Below are 20890 nucleotides of genomic sequence, written 5' to 3' on the forward strand. Positions count from 1 at the left end.
GACTACAAGACTGCCCGAGCGCTGACGTCGTGCCCGCGAGCGCGTAGACGACCGTCATCGCGCCTAACAAACGTGAGATTGTACGCTTTGCCAGCCCTCGATGCATGGCGCCCCCCCCCTCAGCCCGTCCAGTGCTTCTCCGCTTATATTATGATGCCAAGATTAGATCAAATAGAAATTCGAACCAATGGTAGGTTGAATGTCCAACAATATTAGCTGTTGCTGTTTTTTTTGTACGCGTACGAGAGCCCTACTCGACGGCGCAGCAGTTTAGGCGAGCAACCACCGCGCAAGGTGAAGACTGGCGTTGCCTGGCAGTACACTTATGGCCTTGCCGGCGCCGCCCGCTCTAGCCGCGCGGGTCAACTCGGAGGCTGGGCCAACGCCAAAATCTTGACAGCGCCGCGCTTCCTGCTCCAGCGTGGCGTCATGTTCGTTTTCTCGTTCGCCATCGCCAAGCGACGCCGTTCCTGCACCACGCAGTGCGGCAAGCTGTTTGCGCGACGAAAAGGACCGGCCCAATAAAATTCCGGTTCGTTCGTTCCAGCCCCGCCCGCGATGTCTGCCGGCGGGGTTTTCATGTCTGGAGCCTTTGCCATGTCCAATTCTTCCATCCTGTTTCGGCCGGCCCAACCGGCGGACGCTGCTGCCATCCGGGACATTGTGCGTGCCGCCTATGCCAAATGGGTGCCTCTGATCGGCCGCGAGCCGCTGCCGATGCGCGCCGACTATGACAAGGCGGTCGCCGAACATCCGTTCGATCTCGCCATCGAAAATGGCCGCATCGTCGGCATGATCGAGACCATGCCGGCCGACGATCATCTCTGGATCGAGAATGTCTGCGTCGCGCCACAGGCGCAGGGCAGGGGAATCGGCCGGCTGTTGCTTGAACGGGCGGAGCAGAAGGCGCTGGAGGCCAGCTGCTTCGAGCTGCGCCTGCTGACCAATGGCGCCTTCATGGCCAATGTGTTGTTGTACAAACGGCATGGCTATACGATCGACCGGGAGGAGCCGTTCATGGGCGGCATGACGGTCTATATGAGCAAGAAACTGGGTGACGGCCGATAATAGGGAGGATCGGATGGCAGTCAGGGTCCGGTTGAAGCCGCTCTCGGGGCGGTATGCGGTTTCGCGCCTCGAAGCAAAAGAGAGCATTCCCGGCTGGGCCGAAGGACCGGGCTTCGTCAGCATTACCAGGACCGACGACGAGCTTTCGGTTGTCTGCCTGCAGGATCGGGTGCCGGACGGGGTGAAGCATGACAGGGACTGGGTCGCCCTGAAACTCCAAGGTCCCTTTGCCTTCGACGAAACCGGCATCGTCCTGTCGGTGATAAAGCCATTGTCGGAAAGCGAACTCGGCATTTTTCTGGTATCCACCTTCGATGGTGACCATCTGCTCGTCAAAGCCAAGGATGAAGCCGCGGCAAGGGGGCTTCTGGTCGCGGCGGGGCACACGCTTCTGTAGCCGTCCGCTCAATCGCCCGCCCTTGCGTTTGACATCGCTCTTGCCCCATCGTTATCCCTGAACCGATACGACGATCTGGCGATCGCCCCCCATCAATTCAGAAATCCCCCGAGGAGAAGCCCGTGTCACACAATCTGCAGTTCTATATCGACGGCGTGTGGGTCGATCCTGTCGTGCCCAGCACACTCGACGTCATCGACCCGTCAAACGAAGATGCTTTCGCGCAGATTTCGCTCGGCTCAAAGGCCGATGTCGACAAGGCGGTTGCGGCCGCCAAGCGCGCCTTCGAGACATTCGGCTTTACTTCGGTCGAGGAGCGCCTGGATATCCTCAACCGCATAATCGAGATCTACAAGAAGCGCAGCGCCGATCTGGCGCTGGCCGTATCGCGCGAGATGGGCGCGCCGCGCCAGATGGCACTCGACAGCCAGGTCGGCATTGGCCTGGCACATCTGCAGAAGATGGCCGAGGTGCTGAAGTCGTTCGAATTCCGCCACGTCAAGGGCTCGTCGCTGATCGTCAAGGAGCCGATCGGCGTCGTCGGCCTGATCACGCCGTGGAACTGGCCGCTGAACCAGATCACCTGCAAGGTCGGTCCTGCGCTCGCCGCCGGCTGCACCATGGTGCTGAAGCCCTCGGAAATCGCGCCGCTCGACGCCATCATCTTTGCCGAAATCATCGACGAGGCCGGCGTTCCCAAGGGCGTCTTCAACCTCGTCAATGGCGACGGCCCGGGCGTCGGCCAGGCGCTGTCCAGCCATCCCGATGTCGACATGATGTCGTTCACCGGTTCGACCCGCGCCGGCATCCTGGTCGCCAAGGCGGCCGCCGACACGGTCAAGCGCGTGCATCAGGAGCTTGGCGGCAAGTCGGCCAACATCCTGTTTCCCGATGTCGATCTCGAAAAGGCCGTCAGCAAGGGCGTCGCCGGCTGCTTCAGCAACTCGGGCCAGTCCTGCAATGCGCCGACTCGTATGTTCGTGCCGCGCGACCGCCATGACGAGGCGACCGGCTACGCCAAGACGGCGGCCGAAAAATTGACCGTCGGCCCGGCCGATGCGGCCGGCACCAAGCTCGGCCCGGTGGTCAGCCAGATCCAGTTCGACAAGATCCAGGACCTGATCCAGGCCGGCATAGATGAAGGCGCCACGCTGGTCGCGGGTGGACCGGGCCGCCCGGCAGAACTCAACCGCGGCTACTATGTCCGCCCGACCGTGTTCGCCGACGTGACGCCGGACATGCGTATCGCCAGGGAAGAAATCTTCGGGCCGGTGCTGGCGATCATGCCGTATGACACCGTGGAAGAGGCGATCGGCACCGCCAATGACACCGTCTATGGCCTCGCTTCCTACATCCAGGCCAAGGACATCCAGAAAGCCCGCGAAGTCGCCGCCCGCATGCGCACCGGCAATGTCTACATCAACTATCCCCAGTGGGACGCCGGCCTGCCCTTCGGCGGCTACAAGCAATCCGGCAACGGCCGCGAATACGCCGAATACGGGCTGGAGGATTTCCTCGAAATCAAGGGCATCGCGGGGTATGAGGCAGCGGAGTAGGGCCGACGTTTCAAATGCTCATTCTGTTGGTTTTTTAGGAAAAAAGACCTATCTAGCTACCTGCGTCGCAATCTGGTTGCACGACAACGATAAACCGTATGTGCTATTATGCAGGCGATTGAATCGCTTAGAAGTGGATATTGCAGTGAGCGGGGCACCCACGATACCTAAAAGTCGGTTCTCTGACGCTTTGGCGGATTGCGTTCAGAAATTGGAGGACAAACCGCTTGTGCAAGGATTGCATAATGTGGTCTTGCCAACGATTGGTATGATCGTACCAAATTGGTTTTTGGTCGTCCCAAAAGTGCATTCCTTTAATTTCGGCCAGCAGGGCATGGGCACTCGCGAAGAGCTCTCAAGTATCGCGTCAAGCATATTTGAGGCAGTCTCAAAGCCTGGCGATGAGATGCTGGCCTTCGAGCACGGGGCGCTGCGAGCTGGGTCAAACATCGGATGCGGTGTGGACCACGCCCACCTGCATATAATTGTGTCGAGCCGCAACTTTCTCGCATGTGTCTGGGACGGCATGAGCGAGGAGTTGGACGCTTGCGATGGCGCTGCGCCAATTGGTGAAATGTATAATGGTGTCTTATCCGAAAAACCTTATTACCTGGCATGGATGTCAGGGAAAACGCTACTAGAGCAGCCTGCCAAAAACGAAGTTTCGCAAAGGTTTCGTCGAGTCATAGCTAGTGCTGCCGGAACCCCCGATAGTTGGAATTATCGGGAGCATCCCTTCTACGACAACGTCCTTAAGACGATATCCAATTTTCACCAGGGGAAGCGGCAAGCCGCTTGAGCGAAGAAACCGACATTCCCGTAGAAAACCCGGTTCCGGTGCCGCCTCCAGTGGCTCCGGACAATCGGCAGTTGTGGGAGTGGAGAACGAAGTACGAAGATGCCGCGCCACAGATAAGGCGAGAGGCGTCTATTTTGGGTTTTTATCTGCTCTTTTTTGGCATCTCTGCGATAGTGGCTTTTTCCTACGCTGGTGATTTTACGATCAATAAAGGCGATCCTCCACAGGTCCTATTTCATTTAGAGCGCCGAGATGTGCTGTGTTGGATAGTTGGATCGGTCGGCGGCACCGTATTTGCTATCAAATGGCTAGTTCATTCTGTGGCGAATGGTATCTGGCATCAAGACAGGTTTCTGTGGCGTGTTTTTGTTCCGTTGACAGGCGGTATTTACGCACATGTAGTCCTAGCATTGATGCAAACTGGTTTTATGGGTGGAAAGTCAGTTGAGTTGGAACCGAATCTAGCAAGGTCATTAGTGGTCGCGTTCCTTGCAGGGTATTTTGCCGACGGCGTGAGCGGTCTCCTCACCAATGTAGCGAACGCAATTTTTGGTAAAGTAGACAAAAAGTGAGGCAGGTATTTTCGCCCGGGCCGTTGCCTAGGTTGGCGACCGAAGGGGCCGAACTCGCAAGAGACTTTGGAACAAAAGGTGGATATCTAGCCACGCTACCACCAATGTGGACGCCCGAGTATCTCTTGCTCTCAACGGCTTGGGTAGACTCTCTAGCCGACGGCCCCGTGTCGTTGGATTTGCCTGAGGGATTGAAAAATCGGCCGCTGATTGTGCGTTCTAGTATAGTGGGCGAAACGATCTGGGACCGCGGAACCTTTCTATCGATTCCCTTTGATGATCCCCCCGATCAAAGTGCAGTCAGGGAGGCCATCTCAAAAATACGAGGTCATGCAACAGCGATTCGACCTGGTGCGAAGGTAGCTATAATTTTGCAGCGATTCTTGCCAAATTGTATCAAGGGCACTTTGGGGAATCTGAATCGTCTATCCAGAACGAGAGAGCATTGGACAAGATTTACTGAAGTCGATGGTTACAATTTAGCGCCCGACCGCTTTAATTCTCAGCGTGACGCGCCCGCCCAACACCAGACTGAATTAATTCCGTCTGCGCAAAAGCCGATCGACCGCGTTTTCGCATCTACCTGTCGGTGGTTAATTGATCACTTTAGTCCGGTTCTGCGCCGTGACCGGATGCTCTTGGAGTGGGCCGAGGCGGATGGGCGGCTTTACCTCCTTCAATGCGACCTGGACGATGACAACCTTGAAGGAGTCGATCCAAATGACTTGCCGATTTACTCGAAATTGATTGTATCGGACACGCCACCGGCGATCCTTAGCGAGGCCAATGACGATAACATACCAATATGGGACAAACTTAAAATACTAGAAGAATTGTCTATCGACTACGCTCCTCTCCCCCAGAAGCTATACGTGCTTTCCTATAGAGATGCCTCAAAGATTCTTACTGAAAGGAGTCAGCGAGAAAGCCTGATCGCTGAATTGCAGAAATTTTTCGAGGAAATGGCTGTCATCCGTGTCAGCCGCCGATCTGGCGCAGATAAAACGACCAACCTGCCGTGTACGAGCAGCTGTCTCGACCCTATTTCGGCTGCAGCCTGGATGCACCAGCAATTAGAGGCGCATACTTCTCAAGGAGGGGAGCTAGAGGATCTCGCCTTCATTTTGCACAAATACATTGGCGCTCGTGCTGGGGCGTGGGCCTTATATGACCCGGATTCTCCTTACATACAGGTTCACGCCAATTGGGGCTTGCCGGACTCTCTTCAGTTCTATCCCTACGACGCGTGGGATGTGCATACGATCACCGAAGAGGTTACAGCATACCCCAGCTACAAATCGCATTTTCTCTGGCCGAATGAGAAGGGAGAGTGGACCTTTAAACAAATACGAAATGGAATAGGCCGTCATCAGTGCCTGCGGGCGAATGAAGTTTTGGAAATCGCCCGCAAGACAAACATCATAGGCACGAAGCTCGGAAAGCGAGTCGCCATCATGTGGTTTGCCGGCGTCGAGCTAGCATCGGGTGGCGTATTATGCTTGCCGTGGTATCGTACATACGAATATTCCAACCCAGACTTAGATTCGGCAATAGGGCAAGATCATGTTGTCGTGCCCGTTCGCGCGCCCGGTGATTTGGAGAACGTAAAAGCAATCGTGCCGATCTTGCCGTCAGGCAAGAAGGTGGCGATGGATATTCAACCTAGTGAACATCTCGTTCGGGATCACAAATTTCTGGGCGAAATTATATCGCTTGCCCAAACGGTGGGCTCGTCTGTGATCTATTCGGGCTCGCCTCTGTCGCACCCGTATTTCCAGCTTCAAGGGAAGGTTCCTGTATATCTTAGGTTGCACAGGAAGTCGTTCCGCACTCGCGGTCGAATTAAGTATCAGAAGCTCGTGCGTGATCGCATACCTGAGCGGATAAGATCGAAGCGGGAGCGGGTCGTATTCGCGAATTTGAAACCCGATGAAATCCTGCAGTTATTGATTGGAAAGCTGATCGAAGAATCTCAGGAACTGCTGGCGGCTGAAGGACAGGATGCAACTGCTGAGGAGTTGGCGGATGTTTACGAGGTTCTTCGCGGCATTATGCATCAAGCAGGCGTTGATGAGAAAAAGGTTCTCGAAATTGCGGATGCAAAGCGCGAGAAAGTGGGCGGTTTCGACCATGGCGTTTTCTTGCTTGAAACGAGCCTACCCAAGCCGGGTGAGCCGACGATTGAGAACCGTGATGTGAACTTCGGCACGCTCGTTGGTGAAGAGTATGCCGGGGATCGTGTGCGCGTACCATTTTCGCTCCTCGGTAATTTGAGTAAATCAGGTGAGCGTCTATTTAGGATTCCTGGGTCGGACAAAGGGGTTCGTCTGTCCGCTGGTCGCGATGGATTCGAGCTCTCACTAGAGCAACTAGAGCATCAATTGGATATCAGTTTTCTGGACGACGATATGGGCCTAGATGACTAGCTGGCCGGCAAAGCCAGACCTTGACTCTCTGAGGGCTTTTATTGATTTGGTCGGACCTTACCCGCGGCCTATCTCGATGATTCCAACTATCGCCCGCGTAAACTTGACCATGCTGTTTGCCGTCAGCGCTGCATTGTCGGGACTCTGGCCGATATGTTCGGCGGCTCCGCAACATGACCGGCGGATGTTGTCGTAGTGCGGGTCTCTTTCATCATCCGGCAACGTCGCCAGATTGAGGTCGCGGCAACGGTCGCGAATACGGACTGGAGGATTTCCTCGAGATCGAGGGTATCGCAGGCTACGAGGCGGCGGAGTAGGGGCTCGGGATCGGCAACCAGCCGGTCCCGGTGCCGGCCACAGGCAAGACACGCCGCTTGCCAGCTTCATTCTTCGCGGAAGGCTTTCTGTATTTGATCCGACAGCGGCTTCACCAGATAGGAAAGCATCGTCCGGTCGCCCGTCGGGAAGAACACTTCGGCCGGCATGCCCGGCGCCAGCGCCAGCCCGCGCAGCTTGGCGACCTCCGTTTTCGGCAGCGTCACCCGCGCCACATAGAAGGCTGCTCCGGTGCGCTCTTCGATGGTGAGATCGGCCGAGATCCGCGACAGCGTCCCGGTCAGCTCCGGCGTGGTTTGCCGATTGAACGCCGACAGGCGCAAAATCGCATTCTGGCCCATCGTCACCTGGTCGATATCCTGCGGTGCGATATGCGCTTCAACGGTCAGGTCGTCCGTCACCGGTACGATCTGCATCACCTGTTCGCCGGAGGTGATGACCCCGCCGATCGTATGCACCGCCAACTGCAGCACCACGCCATCCTGCGGGCTGCGCAGATCGATGCGCTTCAACTGGTCCTCGGCCGCTACCTTGCGTTCGACGAACTCGGAGATCTTTCCCTGGGTATCGCGTAAATCGGTCGCGACCTCGCTGCGAAGGTCCTGGTCGATCTGGATGATCTGCAGTTCGATCTCGGACGCCTTGCCTTTCACCTGGGCAATTCCCGCGGTCAACTGGCCATGCTCGCCTTCGAGCCGCACCGCGTCCCGTTCCAGCGACGTCATGCGGTCGATTCCTATCAGCTTGCGATGCCAGAGCGACCGCACACCTTCCAGCTCGATCTGGATCAGCTCGATCTCGCGGCGTTTCGCCTGCAGCTGCTCGGTCAGGCCGGCACTCTCCTGCTTCAACTGCGCGATCCGTTCGCGCAATTGCGATCGCTGGCCAGACCGCGCCTGGTGCCGGAAATCGAACAGCGATTGTTCTCCGGCCATCGATGCGGCGACACCGGCTTCGTCGCGCCGCGATGTCAAAACGTCCGGAAAGCTGATCGTGTCCTTGCCGTCACGCTCCGCCTCCAGGCGCGCCAACCGTGCATAAAACTCATCCAGACCTTTTGAGACGATCGCCAGATTGGCGCGTGTTGTCGTTTCATCCAGCCGCACCAGAATATCGCCCGCCTTGACCCGGTCGCCTTCACGCACCCTGATCTCGCCGACCACGCCGCCCGTCGGATGCTGAACCTTCTTTACATTGGAATCGACCACCAGCCGGCCAGCTGCGATCACCGCACCCGACATCTTGGTCACTGCCGCCATGCCGCCAACACCTCCGACAAGCAGCAGACAGGTAGCAACGCCAGCCACGAGATAGCGGCGGACCTGCCGATGATGCAAAGCGGATCTGTCCTCGCTCATGCCGGAACGCCTCTCTCCGTGGCGGCAACGACCTTGAGCGGCGCGGCGGATCGAAAGACCTTGTTCAGCACCTCGTCCTTCGGACCGAAGGCCTGCACATGGCCATTGGCCATCAGCAGCACCGTATCGACATTGGCCAGCACACTGGATCGGTGCGCGACGACGATAACGATGCCGCCGCGGTCCCTGATGCCCTGGATCGCTGCGGACAAGGCCACTTCACCCTCCGAGTCGAGATTGGAATTCGGCTCGTCCAGGATGACCAGGAACGGATCGCCATAAAGAGAGCGCGCCAGCGCGACACGCTGGCGTTGCCCCGCCGAGAGCGAGGCGCCGGCTTCGCCGACCTTTGTGTCGTAACCGTCGGCCAGATGCACGACGAGATCATGCACGCCGGCGGCCTTGGCTGCCGCAAGCACCATGTCGGACGACGCATCCGGGTCGAAGCGGGCGATGTTCTGCGCGATCGTTCCGTCGAACAACTGCACATCCTGCGGCAGATAGCCGATATGTTTGCCCAACTCGTCGGCCGGCCACTGGTCAAGCGTCGCGCCGTCCAGCCGCACGGCGCCGCGCGCCGGCAGCCAGACACCTGCAAGCGTACGCACCAGCGATGATTTGCCGGAAGCACTCGGGCCGATGACCCCCAGGCCTGCTCCCCTGGCCAGTGAAAAACTTGCATCCCACACCACCGGCGTGCGTTCGCCCGGCGGCGCGACACTGACATTCTCGACCGCCAGCGCGCTGACAGGCGCGGGCAGGGTCACGCCGGTTGCGCCTTCCGGCAGCGCGGACAGAAGCTGCTTCAGGCGTGCCCAGCTTTGCCGCGCCGAAATGAAACCCTTCCAATGCGCTATCGCCAGTTCGATCGGAGCCAGCGCCCTGCCCATCATGATCGAGCTTGCGATCATGATGCCGCCGGTCGCCTCTTGCTTGATGACCAGATAAGCGCCGATCGCCAGCATTGCCGATTGCAGCATCAATCGCAGGATCTTGGAAATCGTGCCAAGCGTTCCCGCGACATCGCTGGCCGCCGCATGGGCGTTCAGGTACTCGGCATTGACGGCAGACCACCGCTCGGCGATACGCCCGCCAAAACCCATGGCCTGCATGGCTTCGGCATTGCGCCTTGTCGCCTCGGCCAAGGTGCTGCGGACGGCCGCGTGCTGTCCGGCGATCCTTGTCGGGCCGCGGGTCCGGAATTCGGCCAGAAGCGTCAGTGCAAACAGGACAACGGCGCCGGCAAGCGCGGTAACGCCGATCCAGAAATGAAAAATGAAACAGATGCCGATATAGAGCGGCATCCATGGCAGGTCGAACAAAGCGGTCGGTCCGGCACTGCCGATAAAGGAGCGGACCTGATCGAGATCCCGTAGGGGTTGCAGCCCGTCGCCGGAAGGCTTGGCGCGCAGCGGCAGGCGCATCAACGCCGAATAGACCGACGGGCTCAGCTTTGCGTCCAGCCCCTGTCCCAGCCGCACCATGAGGCGAGAGCGGATCAGCTCCAGCACTCCCTGAAACACGAACAATGTTCCCGCAAGCACCGCCAGGCCGACCAGCGTCGGCACGCTGCGACCCGGAACGACGCGGTCATAGACTTGCAACATGAAGAACGAGCCGGTCAGGGTCAGCACGTTGACGACCCCGCTCATCAGGACGATGCCCGAAAACGCACGTCGAAAGGACGCCAGGATTCCGACCAGCGTAAGCGGCGTCGATGGCATCAGCTGCATGCAGGCTCGCAATCAGGATATGGCATCTCGTCCTTCAATAGATAACTGCCTTGAGTGTGACATGGACGGGCAGGCCGGCCTGGAACTGCGCGCTGCCCCGCGCCACCAGCCAGCCGTCCGCACGCTCCAGGCGCGCGACGACCTGCAGCGTTGGTGAAGCGGTCGAGCTTGCGGGCAGGGGCAAGGAAAATTCTATCGTCTTTGAGCCGCCCGCGCTCTTGAGGCTGGTTTTGGCGGCGCGGCGTCGCCCACTGTCCTGAATGGCGGGATCCTCAAGATAGATCTCGAGATGACCTTCCGGGATAGCCTTGCCGCCCACAAAGGTGACGGCGCCGCGAATATCTGTTGCGCGAATATCTGGCGCGCGAATATCTGGCGATTGCGCTGCCGCTGCCCCGGTGGCCGCGGCGACTGCCGCAACTCCGGCGGCCATTAACACCGTGCGGCGGTCGGTCATCGCGTCCTCTCCCTTTTCATTGCGCTGGGGTATGCGGGAGGGGAGCCTGACGGCACCCTCCCGGCAACGCGTTAGATGACAATGAAGTCTGCAGCCGAAAGATCCAGATTTGTGTTCAGGTGTGCAAACTGAACGGCCGCTCCCTGTCCGGAACCATCGGCGTCGTAAGACAATATTCCACTGTCGGTGTCGTAGATGATGCGGTCGTCGGCATCATGAGCAGCGCCGGCTGCGCTCTTGTAGAATGAGCCCAAAGCGAGGGCGCCGTCGCCGCCAACGCTGGCAAAGATGAGGTTGTCCAGCAGGATCGTATCGTCGGCGACCTTGAAGTCCTTGATCCAGTCGATATTGCCGTTCCCGAGTTCTGTCGAGAAGCGGAAATAGTCGTCGCCGGCGCCGCCGGTCAGCGTATCGGCAGCCAGCCCGCCATCCAAAAGGTCGCTGCCGCCGCCGCCGTTGAGCGTATCGGCGCCCGCAACGCCCGGCTGAGCTGGTGCCGGCGGGAATTCGACCGACACGTTCAGCTTGTAAGTCGAGCCCTCCGGCACGGATTCGACCCAGCCATCGCCAGGAGCCGAGTCCGACCATTCGCCCTCCACAATATAGTAGGTTCCGGTTTCCTGAACGATGAAGCTGGTGCTCGAATCGCGGCCGTTGTTGGAGCCGGGGTCGTTGCCGCCATCGTCGTTCTGGGCGACGATATTGCCATCGCTGTCCAGCACCCTGACGATGCTGTCATGGACATTGGGGTCGGCAATGCCATCGATGTCGATGGTGATGATCGTGCCGGCCGCCAGGTTGATGCTGTAATATCCGCCCAAGCCGTTTCCGGTGGCATTGACGGTGGTGTGAAGGGTGGTCGTCGAATCGAAGATGTCGGGGTCGGCGGTCAGCGAGAAGTTGTTCGAGATGTCGAAGGCAGTCGAGACCGAATTGTTGGTCGCCTCCGGTCCGAGCGTGGCGTAGCCGGTGCCCATGCCCGGGCGTGGCGGAGCATCGCCCTGATAGGCGAAATCGCCGAGCAGGGTGTCATCGCCGCCGCCGCCGTCGATCTTGTCGGCGCCGCCCTGGCCGGTCAGCACATTGGCCGCGCCATCGCCGGTCAGGTGATCGTTGAAGCCCGAGCCAGCCAGATTTTCGATCGAGATATAGGTGTCGCCGCCGGATTTGCCGCCACCCAGCTTGAGGTTTTGCCCGCTGGCCGCGTCGGCGTAGTCCGCCGTGTCGCTGCCGGCGCCGCCATTCAATATATCGGCGCCGCCGCCGCCGGTCAGCGTGTCGTTGCCGGCGCCGCCGGAAAGTTTGTTGGCCTGGGCGTTGCCGATGAGATGGTCGTCGAAGAACGACCCGACGGCGTTTTCGAAGCCGACCAGGATGTCGTGCCGGATAACGGTGCCGCGCCCGACGATCTGCACCGGGCCATCGCCGTCGCCGCCATTGGCCGTGCCATTGGCGAGGTCGATCGTCACGCCGGCGGAGCTGCCTTCGTAGACGACCGTATCAATGCCGGCGCCGCCATCCAGATAGTCCTGGCCGGCGCCGCCGATGATCGTGTCGTTGCCGGCTTCACCGTACAGGATGTCGCCGTCATTGCCGCCATCCAGTATGTCGTTGCCGCCGCCGCCGTTGAAATAGTCGCCGCCGCCCCGGCCCCAGAAATGATTTGCCGCCGACGTACCGATGAAACGGTCGATGCGGTCATCGGAGCCGATCAGGTTCTCGATGCTGTAGAAGGTGTCGCCCGTGGCGGTTCCGCCGCTGGCCACGTTCGTCTCGAGGTTGACGAGCAGTTGGAAGGGGCTCTCCTTGCTGAAGTCGACCGTGTCGACGCCGGCGCCGCCCCTGAATATATCGACGCCATCCTGGCCGCTCAGCGTATCGTCGCCGTCGCCGCCGTCGAGGATGTCGTTGCCCTGGCCGCCGAGGATCGTGTCGTTGCCGCGGCCGCCATAGAGCGTGTCATTGCCGTCGTCGCTCTCGGTCTGGTCTGGAAGGTCGGCGACATCGATGGTGTTGTTGATGTCGCGGCTGGCGAGCGAGTCGCGGCCGCCGATGATGAGATCATCGCCGCCCTGGCCGAAGATCGTGTCGTCGCCGGCGCCGCCGTCGAGCGTATTGTTGCCATTGTCGCCGAAGATGACGCTGGTCATCGTGTTGTCGCCGATGGTCGGTGCGGTTTCGGTGCCGCCGTCTCCAGGCTGGAGTGTCGACTCGTCGGCGTAGATGATGTGTTCGACGTTGGCGATTTTCCGGATATTCAAGTTCCGGTTCAGCAGAACGACCGTGTCATTCCCGCCATTCGCTTCCTCGCGCACGATGTCGTCGAGGGAATCGACGAAGTAGGTGTCGTCGCCGCCATTGCCGGCCATGCGGTCGCCGCCGCCGCGGCCATCCAGCACGTTGGCTCCGTCATTGCCGATCAGGACGTCGTCATAGCTGCTGCCGATGCCGTTCTCGATGTAATAATCGGTGCCATCGGCGTTGTGCCCGGCAAAGATCGACACATTGTTGCTGTGGCCGTTGACGCTGGAGAACTGCCCGGCGCGCAGATCGAGGATCGTGCCGGCCGTCGAGCCGGAGAAGTCGATCGTGTCGGTTCCGCCGGTGTCATGGATGACAAAACCGATATCGTGCTGCATGCCCGAGGAGGTCAGCCGGTAGCCGTCCACTGCACTGCCGAAGCCGTAGACGTTGTCGCCCGTGTTGAGATCGATATGCTGATAGGTGCGCACACCGTTTTCGTCGACGGTGGAGAAAAAGCGGCGGATGACAGCCTCGATGTCGGCCATCATCGGCGTTGACGCCGACCAGCGGCTGGTTTCACCGACATCGATCCCGTCGAAATAGGACATGACGCTGTATTGCTGACGGTCGTAGGTCCAGGTCGCGTTGTTCAGATAATTGATCTGTACGCCGCCGGGGCCGCTGTAATTGTAGAGCCCGGGGTGGTTCAGCCCGAACTCATGACCGAATTCATGGATGAAGGAATCGAAGACATAGCCGCCAATATCCGTCTTGTTGACCTCGGTGTCGTGGAAACGCTGGCCGATGCTGACATAGCGGTCGTTGGAATAGGCGCTGCCGTCGTCCTCTTCGCCCAGTTCGGGGCTGACAACCTGCATCCAGTCCGTTGCGCTGTTGTATGGTGCATTGTCGACGATTTGGAACTTCAAAGGGGTGACACTGGCCCACATCTGCAAGGCGCCGATCGCGGCAGCCTTGTATTCGGGATGGTCATTGAGTTCGGAGACATTGATCCTCAGCGTTCCCGCCGCGATCGCCGGCGTTATCGACCGGTCCAGCGCTCCAAGGTAGGTGAGGAAGGCCCCGTAATCTTCGCTTTTGCCGTACGGGTTGTCCGGCGTCTGGTCGTTGACCCACCATTGATCGCTGGTTTGGCTTGGGTTCGGCATCCTTGGGACTCCTTGGTCTCGCAGCCATGGCAATTACGGCTGTACGGTTTAGCAGTTGCCAACCACCGACAAGCATCGTTTGCGCTTGCCGGTCGAGCCCCGTCCCAGTGCCAACAATGCTATTGGAATCTTCGCTTGTCTAGCCTCTGTTCGCGCTCAGTACATATGAAGGTTCTTGGGCGCGCTTGTACCGGCGGGTTTTGAGATACTCGTTTGGTGTTAATTGAGCTATCGCTAATCTATGGTCGTACCTCGCCCGCCATGCGCACCACAATGTCTGCATCAACCATCCCGGCTGGCGCAGGCTGCCGGTCGGGCGGCGCAAAGCAATCCGGCAACGGCCGAATACGCCGGATACAGGCTCGAGGATTTCCTCTCGATCAGGGGCATCGCAGGCTACGAAAGCGGCGGAGTAAGCTTCCGTCTTTCGCTCAAACGCCGGTATGCGCGCTGTTGCCTTTCGCGGGCGGGGCAGGCGGCGGGACCACCGCCTTCGTGCTCTCGCCGGGGGCGTCGACCGGGACGAGGGTTATCGCGCCGGTTGGGAAAATGATCGAGCGTTGCGCAAGGGCACGAGGGCGGAACGCGCAGGCGTGCTTCAGAAACCCGCCCGGCGGGCGAAATGTTCATAGGTCACGCGCCAGGGGTCGCTCTCCGCGCGTCTCTCCTCGCCGATCCAGTGAAAGCTGTCGGCGGTGATCTCGGTGAACCGCCACCGCGCCTGCAGGCCGCGCGAGTCGGCGCCCATCTGGACGATGTCCTTGCCTTCGGCCCGCCCGATCTGGCGCGAGTAATCCTGGTTGAGCGGATCGCTCCAGATAATGTGCCAGCCACCGATCCCGGGATCGAAGACGCGCAAGGTCGTGCCATACATGGTGGACGGGGCAGGGCGCCTGGGCCTGATCCAGATGTCCTGAATGGCGCGGCCTTCGAGCACCCAACCAAAGTGACACTCGCCATCCCATTTCTGAATTGTGCCGTCGTTGCGGTGGTGGAGCGTCTCCATGTCCCAACTGCCGATCAACCATCCATACAGGTCCATGTCTTTCGCCCGGTCGGCTGGCGGACCTTTGGATGCGAGAGCGGTAAGAAACGTCGCCATGATTGTCTCCAGGCAAGCCGCGCCGAAACGCTGGGCGTTCCAACCCTTGCACCGTTGCGGGTTCCTGGTCTTGGGAAAAATTGCGGTAATGCTGCTGTGAAGGCAGCCGGCCTTCCGCGTTCGCGCCATACCAAATCTATGCGTGAATGCTAATGTAGCGTCGGCGGGTACCCCAATGCCCGCCTGGCCGGCGCCTCCTCAGGCCATCTCTTGAATGAGCGGCGCCGGCCGCTGATTTGGGCGGCGACCAAATTCCCGCCGGAGGAATATGAGGCGGGTAGGCGATTATTGCTGGGCAGTTTTGGCAGGCATTCCGATATCGGTCTGTATCCCCAGAACGTCCGCTGCCCAATCGCGCAGTTCCGGAGAGGCATCGCCGGATTCATGATCGACACGGCCAAAGCGGCCATGTCCGCGGGCGGCTTGTTGTTTGAAGCCACATAGGTGAAATAGCCGGCCATGATGGCGCATCCCACCGAAATGACCGGTGGGACGATTTGGAGTGCCGCCAAAGCTATTGTGCGCCAGCGGCCTGATCGGCTGGGTGCCGGAAGCTCATCCTCATCCACAAGGTTAGTCCATTCCACACTGCTCACCAGCCGGGAGAACGTTCTCCGTGAGGATTGTCTACATTAGTTAAAATGCGGATAGATCCGCGTTGGGATGCCGAGGAACCTCGTCAAAGCGCACCGAGGGCAATGCCCACTGCGCTAGGCGAAATAGATCAACAGGGCGAGGAGTCCAAAGACAACGATAAGGCCAACTGGCCAATACCGTACGATCTGATCAGGATATTTCTCGCTCAGGCTAAGCAACCGGTCCTCGTAAGGGAGACGACTAAAGCCTGCCGGGCCGTTCTGTTGCTTGATGTCCCGGAGGATGCGGCGCGATTCCCTGATATCTCTGTCCTCTCGTTCGGCCATTGCATAAGTCCTCCCTGCCGGGACCGATCTTAGCTTGTTTACGTGAAGTGCCCAACAGCGTCGAACGGATCGCACGCCAGCGGCGCATGACATCATTGGAACCCAATCAATTCTCGGGCGGCGCCTCATCTTGCCAGCCGGCCAGCTCCGGCAGGTCGTCCAGCCAGCTTTTCTCCGTCATCAAGATTTCGCCGGCCTGTGGTGCCGCCTCAGTGGCGTTTTGAATAAGCCAGTCCATCCACTTTCGATAAGCGGCTGGGGCCAGTTCGGGCGGCAGCACCTTGGCTTTGGCCAGCATGCGTTTACGGAAGCTGAGCTGCCTGCGCAGTTTGGTCGTCGTGAATTTTATCGCCTTGCCCTGGTATTCCACCGTCCAGCGCCCATCGCCGTGGCTGGTCAGCCTGTCGATGGCAAAACCGGCATCGACCGGCCTGTCCCGCCAGGGAAGCTCGATGGCGTTCCGCCTCAGATCGAGAGCCCATCGCCGGTAGTCGGCCCCGGTACGCTGCGGCGGCAGCACGCCAGCCTGTTCGAGGATTTTCCTGCGAAAGGTCGGCTGCTTCTTGATCTGGCCGGTCGTCAGTTCGATGCGGTGCCTACGCAATTCGACATGCCAGCGGATCCTGCCATTGCCGACATATTTGACCAGCCTGTCGATGACGAACTCGTCGTCGGACAACTCCACGCATCCTTGGCGGATGCTTTCGAGGATGTACTGGCTGTCAGTGGGCATGACGTGCCTTGGCTGGGGAACCTGGATTCGAACCAGGACTAACGGAGTCAGAGTCCGTGGGTCTACCGTTAACCTATTCCCCAGCAGGCGCTGTCGCGCTGGTGGGCCGCCGAAGCAGCCGCGCGTGCCTTGTAGCCGCCGCCGGAAAATAGTCAAGCCTAAGCTGCGTTTCAATCACAGCGTTTCATAGGGGCAATTACGCCCGGGTGGCGCGCCGCACCCAATGATCCTCAGCTCTCTGTCCGGCTGTATTGCGAATGCTCGAAGAACAGCACCACGCCGAGCGCGATCAGCAGCGGGATGATCAGGTAGAACAGCCGGAACACCAGAAGTGCCGCCAGCACGCCGACCGGGTCCATATCAGACAGTCCGGCGAGGAACACGACCTCGAACACGCCGAGCCCGCCCGGCGCGTGCGAGATCTGCGCAACCGAGAACGACACCAGGAACACGCCGAGGATGACGAAATAGCCGGGATTGCCGGCAACGGGCAGGGCAAAGAAGATGATCGCCGCCGCCGCCAGAAGCTCGATCGGGCCGATCAGCAATTGCCGCGCCACGATCGGCAGCGCCGGGTAGTGCAACTGGAAGCCGGCGATTTTCAGCGGCTTCAGATGCAGCCAGCTGCCGAAGATGTAGGTGCCGACCAGGATCAGCAAAGCGATGCCGGCGGCGATCGCCAGGCCGTGGTGCGGGGCGCCGGAAAAGCGGTCGATGATTGCAGGCTCGAAAACCAGCACCAGGCCGCCGACCAGAATGCTGGAGAGCACGAAGGTGATCCAGCAGATCGCCACCAGAATGCCGACATCCTGGCCGGTCAGCCCCCTGGTGCCGTAGGCGCGGTAGCGGATCACGGCGCCCGAAAACACCGAGCCGCCGATATTGTGCGACAGCGCGTAGGTGGTGAAGGAGCAGAAGGTGACGAACAGCCACGACACTCGTCTGCCGATATGCAAGAGCGCGATGTGGTCGTAGCCTGCGAGCGAGGCATAGGCGACCACCGAGCTCAGTGCCGCAAGCATCCAACCGCGCGTCGGGATGGCGGATATGCCGTCCCAGACATCGTCGATCGAGATGCCGCGCAGTTCATGCCACAGCAACAACAGCGACCCGATGACCGCCGCGACACCGATGACCGGCCACAGATAGCGCTTCCAATTCGTGGCCCCCCAATTCATGCAGTTGTCGTCATGTGTTGCTGCCCATCGCCCAGGCGGGCGTTAAAACGTCCGCGATTCACAATTCCCCCTCATTTCAGAAATGCCTCATTGAAGCCGGCTATTCAACCGGCAAGGGTGAGCAGCCGGTTCGCCAACGGCGAATTCGCCGTGCCAGTGGCAAGATGAAAGGCTAGCGAACGCCGGGACGCTGCAAAGCAGCGGGGATCTGGCAGGACGCAGCCGGCAAAAATTGAGCCCTTGCTCTTGGTGATCCGGTCCGGCGCTGCTACTCTGGCGGCAACTTAAAAGATTGAAGCGCCTGCTGCGTCCGGTTTTCCGGTTCGCGCGGCGCCGGAAGGAACTGAAGTGGAAGACCACGACACCGGCGCTGGCGCGCCGGAAGTGGGCGTGTCCAGGGCTTCGCCGCCGTCAGGCGGGCCAAGCCCATCCGCCGGGCGGCCCCGCCAGGCGGGGCCCCAGTCCGGCAACGGACAGGCCGGCGACGCCCAGCATCAGCGCGGCAAGGCGAGAAAGCGGCGCAAGCGCCGGCGTGGGCGCAAGGTTTTTGCGCGCGACGACAGCCCTCTCGCAACGGCCGCAGCGGTCGGTGCGCCGGCCGCCGTCGGCCCGGCCGCTCCAGCGCCGGTGCCTTTGCCCTCGGCCCCACAACCCCGACCGGAACAGCCCATGCATCGGCCGCCGATGCAGGAACTGCCGGTGTTTGCCGCGCTCGATCTCGGCACCAACAATTGCCGGCTGCTGGTCGCGGTGCCGCAACGCCATGGCCAGTTCCGCGTCATCGACGCCTTCTCGCGCATCGTCAGGCTGGGCGAGGGGCTGACCGCCAATGGGCACCTTAGCCAGGCGGCGATGGACCGCGCCGTCGAGGCGCTGAAAATCTGCGGCGACAAATTGCGCAACCGCAAGATCAGGAAAGCCCGGCTGATCGCCACCGAGGCTTGCCGCACCGCCGATAATGGCGTCGAATTCCTGCAGCGCGTCGAACGAGAGGCGGGGTTGAAGTTGGAAATCATCGATCGCCAAACCGAGGCGCGGCTTGCTGTATCCGGCTGCGGCTCGCTGGTCGAGCGCGACACGCAAGGCGTGGTGCTGTTCGACATTGGCGGTGGCTCGTCCGAAATCGCGCTGATCGACCTCACCGGCCAGCGCTCGCCGCGGCTGGCCAACCACATCGTGTCGTGGACCTCGCTGCCGGTCGGCGTCGTCTCTCTGGCCGAACGCTTTGGCGGCCGCACGGTGACGCGCGAGATCTTTGCCGCCATGGTCGACGACGTCGCGGTGCGGCTGAAAGCCTTCGACGGCCGCGACCGGCTGAGCCATGTGCTGGCCAGTCCGAAATTCCATCTGCTGGGCACATCCGGCACGGTGACGACGCTGGCCGGCGTCCATCTCGATCTCGAACGCTACGACCGCCGCCGCGTCGATGGGCTGTGGATGGACCGCGACAGCGTCGACCGCATGGTCGAAAAACTGGTCGGCTGGGATTTCCAGCAGCGCTGCGCTAACCCTTGCATCGGCGCCGACCGTGCCGACCTGGTGCTGGCCGGCTGTGCTATCCTGGAAGCCATCCGTGCGGTGTGGCCGTCGGAGCGGCTGCGCGTCGCCGACCGGGGCTTACGCGAAGGCATTTTGAGCGAGCTGATGGCCGATGACGGCGTCTGGCGCAACAGTGGGCGGGGCCGAGCATGATCCGCATTGCTTTGGTGAACGGTCGACCCCCACTCCGTCGAGCTTCGCTCGACACCTCTCCCCCGATCGACGGGGTAGAGGAAGGGCGCGAACTTATGCAGACCAGCGCCTTTCCTCTCCCTCCGGAGGGGGGAGAGGTGGCGCCGCGAAGCGGCGACGGAGTGGGGGAAGCCCTTCGCGAAACGCGAAGCCGCCGAAAAACGGCGGCAACTCGGCGAGTGCAAAAACTCAAACAAGAAAAAAAGTCATGACCAAGAAGCCGGAAAAGCCGGGCTCCGCCAGCATTCGTGTCCTCAAAACGCGGATCAAGAAGAAGTCGGGCCTGAAAGAATCGTCGCGCCGCTGGCTGCAACGCCACATCAACGATCCCTACGTTCAGCGCTCCAAGGCCGATGGCTATCGCTCGCGCGCGGCTTACAAGCTGATCGAGATCGACGACAAGCATCATCTGCTGAAACCCGGCATGAAGGTCATCGACCTCGGTGCGGCCCCCGGCGGCTGGTGCCAGGTGGCGGCCGCGAGGACCAAGTCGACGGCAGAAAATCCGCATGTCATCGGCATCGACTATCTCGAAATGCCCGCCGTGCCCGGCGCGCCGGTGCTGCTGATGGACTTCCTTAACCCCGAGGCGCCGCAAAAGCTCGCCGAAGCGCTGGGCGGCGACCCCGATGTCGTGCTGTCCGACATGGCGGCGCCGACCACCGGCCACAAGCGAACCGACCACATCCGCACCATGCATCTGTGCGAAGTGGCCGCCGATTTCGCGCTGTCGGTGCTGAAGCCGGGCGGGCACTTTCTGGCCAAGACGTTTCAGGGCGGCGCGGAGAACGAGCTGCTGTCGATGCTCAAGAAGAACTTCCGCTCAGTGCATCACGTCAAGCCGCCGGCGTCGCGCGATGAGTCGGTGGAGTTGTATCTGCTGGCGAAGGATTTTAAGGGCAGAGACGGCACGGCGTGAAAGACGCTTCGTAGCGTTCCGTCCCTCTGTCCTGCCGGACATCTCCCCCGCAAGGCGGGAGATTGGCAGTTGCGACCGCCCCCGCCTCGCCGTTCCTTCAAAGTTGCAAGATTGGCGAAAGCCGCGTGATATCCGATCTCCCCCCTTGCGGGGGAGATGGCCGGCAGGCCAGAGGGGGGGTGTGAAGGA

General features: G+C 60.5%; 17 protein-coding genes and 1 tRNA gene. 9 read left to right on the forward strand and 9 right to left on the reverse strand.

Annotated elements, in window-relative coordinates; translation table 11 throughout:
- Positions 1-597 precede the first annotated feature (597 nt).
- The 6 genes from X757_RS163665 to X757_RS1000000165575 all read left to right on the forward strand — a co-directional run bounded on the left by X757_RS163665 (position 598) and on the right by X757_RS1000000165575 (position 6818).
- Positions 598-1068: a GNAT family N-acetyltransferase gene (locus X757_RS163665; RefSeq protein WP_023724889.1), complete on the forward strand. Its 471-nt coding sequence runs from the start codon at positions 598-600 to the stop codon at positions 1066-1068.
- Positions 1069-1081: 13 nt separating this feature from the next.
- Positions 1082-1465: an ACT domain-containing protein gene (locus tag X757_RS163660; protein ID WP_023724890.1), complete on the forward strand. Its 384-nt coding sequence runs from the start codon at positions 1082-1084 to the stop codon at positions 1463-1465.
- Positions 1466-1587: 122 nt separating this feature from the next.
- Positions 1588-3021: an aldehyde dehydrogenase family protein gene (locus X757_RS163655; protein WP_023724891.1), complete on the forward strand. Its 1434-nt coding sequence runs from the start codon at positions 1588-1590 to the stop codon at positions 3019-3021.
- Between the two features lie 145 nt (positions 3022-3166).
- Positions 3167-3820, forward strand: a complete 654-nt coding sequence (locus X757_RS0133015; RefSeq protein WP_156933237.1) for a hypothetical protein — start codon at positions 3167-3169, stop codon at positions 3818-3820.
- Entirely contained in the window at positions 3817-4392 is a 576-nt protein-coding gene (locus X757_RS163650) for a hypothetical protein (RefSeq protein ID WP_023724893.1), read from the forward strand. Before X757_RS0133015 ends, X757_RS163650 begins: the two co-directional genes overlap by 4 nt.
- Entirely contained in the window at positions 4389-6818 is a 2430-nt protein-coding gene (locus X757_RS1000000165575; protein WP_198024375.1) for a nucleoside triphosphate pyrophosphohydrolase, read from the forward strand. The genes X757_RS163650 and X757_RS1000000165575 overlap by 4 nt, the downstream gene beginning before the upstream one ends.
- Before the next feature lie 383 nt (positions 6819-7201).
- Here X757_RS1000000165575 and X757_RS163645 read toward each other — a convergent pair whose 3' ends face one another.
- The 5 genes from X757_RS163645 to X757_RS163625 form a co-directional block, all read right to left on the reverse strand.
- On the reverse strand, positions 7202-8512 hold the full coding sequence (locus X757_RS163645; RefSeq protein WP_023724895.1) for an HlyD family type I secretion periplasmic adaptor subunit: 1311 nt from the start codon (positions 8510-8512) through the stop codon (positions 7202-7204).
- On the reverse strand, positions 8509-10245 hold the full coding sequence (locus X757_RS163640; RefSeq protein ID WP_023724896.1) for a type I secretion system permease/ATPase: 1737 nt from the start codon (positions 10243-10245) through the stop codon (positions 8509-8511). Before X757_RS163640 ends, X757_RS163645 begins: the two co-directional genes overlap by 4 nt.
- 34 nt (positions 10246-10279) lie before the next feature.
- The gene (locus tag X757_RS163635; protein ID WP_023724897.1) at positions 10280-10702 is read right to left on the reverse strand and encodes a hypothetical protein; all 423 of its coding nucleotides are present in this window, start codon (positions 10700-10702) and stop codon (positions 10280-10282) included.
- Between the two features lie 71 nt (positions 10703-10773).
- Positions 10774-14115 (reverse strand): M10 family metallopeptidase C-terminal domain-containing protein, encoded by a 3342-nt coding sequence (locus X757_RS163630; protein WP_023724898.1) that lies wholly within the window; start codon positions 14113-14115, stop codon positions 10774-10776.
- 598 nt (positions 14116-14713) lie between these two features.
- Complete coding sequence (locus tag X757_RS163625; RefSeq protein ID WP_023724899.1) at positions 14714-15217, reverse strand: hypothetical protein; 504 nt, start codon at positions 15215-15217, stop codon at positions 14714-14716.
- A 210-nt stretch (positions 15218-15427) separates the two neighbouring features.
- On the opposite strand from X757_RS163625, the gene X757_RS0133025 reads away from it, so the two are divergent.
- Positions 15428-15661, forward strand: coding sequence for a hypothetical protein (locus X757_RS0133025; protein ID WP_031250961.1), 234 nt, complete (start codon positions 15428-15430; stop codon positions 15659-15661).
- A 266-nt stretch (positions 15662-15927) separates the two neighbouring features.
- On the opposite strand, the gene X757_RS0133030 is transcribed toward X757_RS0133025, so the two are convergent.
- The 4 genes from X757_RS0133030 to X757_RS163615 all read right to left on the reverse strand — a co-directional run bounded on the left by X757_RS0133030 (position 15928) and on the right by X757_RS163615 (position 18051).
- Positions 15928-16140, reverse strand: a complete 213-nt coding sequence (locus X757_RS0133030; RefSeq protein WP_031199619.1) for a hypothetical protein — start codon at positions 16138-16140, stop codon at positions 15928-15930.
- A gap of 106 nt (positions 16141-16246) precedes the next feature.
- The gene (locus X757_RS0133035; protein ID WP_031250962.1) at positions 16247-16873 is read right to left on the reverse strand and encodes a hypothetical protein; all 627 of its coding nucleotides are present in this window, start codon (positions 16871-16873) and stop codon (positions 16247-16249) included.
- Positions 16874-16882: 9 nt separating this feature from the next.
- Positions 16883-16956, reverse strand: a tRNA-Gln gene (locus X757_RS163620).
- Between the two features lie 147 nt (positions 16957-17103).
- Complete coding sequence (locus tag X757_RS163615) at positions 17104-18051, reverse strand: lysylphosphatidylglycerol synthase domain-containing protein (protein ID WP_023724901.1); 948 nt, start codon at positions 18049-18051, stop codon at positions 17104-17106.
- Positions 18052-18399: 348 nt separating this feature from the next.
- On the opposite strand from X757_RS163615, the gene X757_RS163610 reads away from it, so the two are divergent.
- The gene (locus X757_RS163610; protein ID WP_023724902.1) at positions 18400-19743 is read left to right on the forward strand and encodes a Ppx/GppA phosphatase family protein; all 1344 of its coding nucleotides are present in this window, start codon (positions 18400-18402) and stop codon (positions 19741-19743) included.
- Positions 19744-19990: 247 nt separating this feature from the next.
- Positions 19991-20701 (forward strand): RlmE family RNA methyltransferase, encoded by a 711-nt coding sequence (locus tag X757_RS163605; protein ID WP_023700576.1) that lies wholly within the window; start codon positions 19991-19993, stop codon positions 20699-20701.
- Positions 20702-20890: the final 189 nt, after the last annotated feature.

This window comes from Mesorhizobium sp. LSHC412B00 (assembly GCF_000503035.1).
Lineage (GTDB): Bacteria > Pseudomonadota > Alphaproteobacteria > Rhizobiales > Rhizobiaceae > Mesorhizobium.

Bases quoted from the DNA above. Each gene is read 5' to 3' on its own strand.
- X757_RS163665 (WP_023724889.1), top strand. From the start codon at position 598: ATGTCCAATTCTTCCATCCTGTTTCGGCCGGCCCAACCGGCGGACGCT.
- X757_RS163660 (WP_023724890.1), top strand. From the start codon at position 1,082: ATGGCAGTCAGGGTCCGGTTGAAGCCGCTCTCGGGGCGGTATGCGGTT.
- X757_RS163645 (WP_023724895.1), bottom strand. From the start codon at position 8,512: ATGAGCGAGGACAGATCCGCTTTGCATCATCGGCAGGTCCGCCGCTAT.
- X757_RS163640 (WP_023724896.1), bottom strand. From the start codon at position 10,245: ATGCAGCTGATGCCATCGACGCCGCTTACGCTGGTCGGAATCCTGGCG.
- X757_RS163635 (WP_023724897.1), bottom strand. From the start codon at position 10,702: ATGACCGACCGCCGCACGGTGTTAATGGCCGCCGGAGTTGCGGCAGTC.
- X757_RS163630 (WP_023724898.1), bottom strand. From the start codon at position 14,115: ATGCCGAACCCAAGCCAAACCAGCGATCAATGGTGGGTCAACGACCAG.
- X757_RS163625 (WP_023724899.1), bottom strand. From the start codon at position 15,217: ATGGCGACGTTTCTTACCGCTCTCGCATCCAAAGGTCCGCCAGCCGAC.
- X757_RS0133030 (WP_031199619.1), bottom strand. From the start codon at position 16,140: ATGGCCGAACGAGAGGACAGAGATATCAGGGAATCGCGCCGCATCCTC.
- X757_RS0133035 (WP_031250962.1), bottom strand. From the start codon at position 16,873: ATGCCCACTGACAGCCAGTACATCCTCGAAAGCATCCGCCAAGGATGC.
- X757_RS163615 (WP_023724901.1), bottom strand. From the start codon at position 18,051: ATGAATTGGGGGGCCACGAATTGGAAGCGCTATCTGTGGCCGGTCATC.
- X757_RS163605 (WP_023700576.1), top strand. From the start codon at position 19,991: ATGACCAAGAAGCCGGAAAAGCCGGGCTCCGCCAGCATTCGTGTCCTC.